Raw genomic sequence first — 1,051 nt, 5'->3', positions numbered from 1 at the left:
ACGAGCTCGTGCACGGTAAGCGGTGAGACGTCGAGGACCTCGGTGGGGCTGGCTGTTCACTTCTGCGGTGTCGGGATGAGGTCTGCGGTCCGTTGATGGGAGACCAGGCTGGCGACTGCTTGGACGATGTCGCTCATGTGCTCGCGGCGGCCGAGGTGGCGGGCCAGCGCCCGCCAGTTCTTCAGATGGGCGATCCCGTGCTCGACCCGGATGCGTCGCGAGGAGTGCGCCTTGCGCCGGCGCTCGTGGATTTCTTCGTACCAGTCCGGAACGTTCTTCTTGAACTTGCGATGCGGTGGCGTCACCACGCGCCCGCCGGTCTGTGCCCCCAGGCCCTGGTAGCCCGCATCCGCGAGGATCTCCACCGCAGGCCCGTCGGATAGGAGCCTGACCAGCCCTAACTGGCGGGCGTGCGTGATGTCCGCGCAGCTGCCGGGCTTGGTCGGGCTACAGAACAGCACGTGGCCCTCCTCGTCCGTAACCACCATGGCCTTGACGGCGTTCTGCTTGTTCTTGCCGGAGATGAACTTGTCGCGGTCCTTGCGTCCGGCAGCCGGCCGACGGACCCGGATCTCGGTGCCGTCGATGATGCCCGTCTTCCCAGTGGTGCCGAGATGGTCCACGACCTGGGCCAGAGTCTGGAGACGAACGCCTGGGCTGACGGAGCATCCCCGCTCGGCGAGCAGGGGCCGCACCTCGCCGATGGCTCGGGTGATGGTGGAGCGGTCCACGCCGAACCAGCAGGCCAGCACGTCATGAGTGGCCCCGTGGCGGAGATGCACAAGCGTTGCGAGCAGCCGGTCGACAAACACCAGCTGATGCTTGGCACCAGCGCCCACGGCCCGCCTGCGTCGCCGGGAGGCAAGCCTGGCCTGGTGCCGCTCGTGCCACAACGGACCTATCTCCGCGACGAGTTCAGCGATCACCCCGGCCGACAGACCTGTGATACTTCGGTCGCTGATGATCGCTGCACGAGTCGCGTTCCCCACCACACAACCATGATCAACGATCAAGGACGCGACGTCTCACCGCTTACCGTGCACGAGCTCGT

General features: G+C 66.5%; 1 protein-coding gene. It reads right to left on the bottom strand.

The features are described 5' to 3' along the window. Positions 1 to 56: 56 nt before the first annotated feature. Entirely contained in the window at positions 57 to 992 is a 936-nt protein-coding gene (locus tag ACFU95_RS51065; protein WP_383844837.1) for a transposase family protein, read from the bottom strand. Positions 993 to 1,051: the final 59 nt, after the last annotated feature.

This window comes from Streptomyces sp. NPDC057623 (genome assembly GCF_042800355.1).
GTDB lineage: Bacteria > Actinomycetota > Actinomycetes > Streptomycetales > Streptomycetaceae > Streptomyces.
This window is presented reverse-complemented; position numbering and strand designations above follow the sequence as displayed.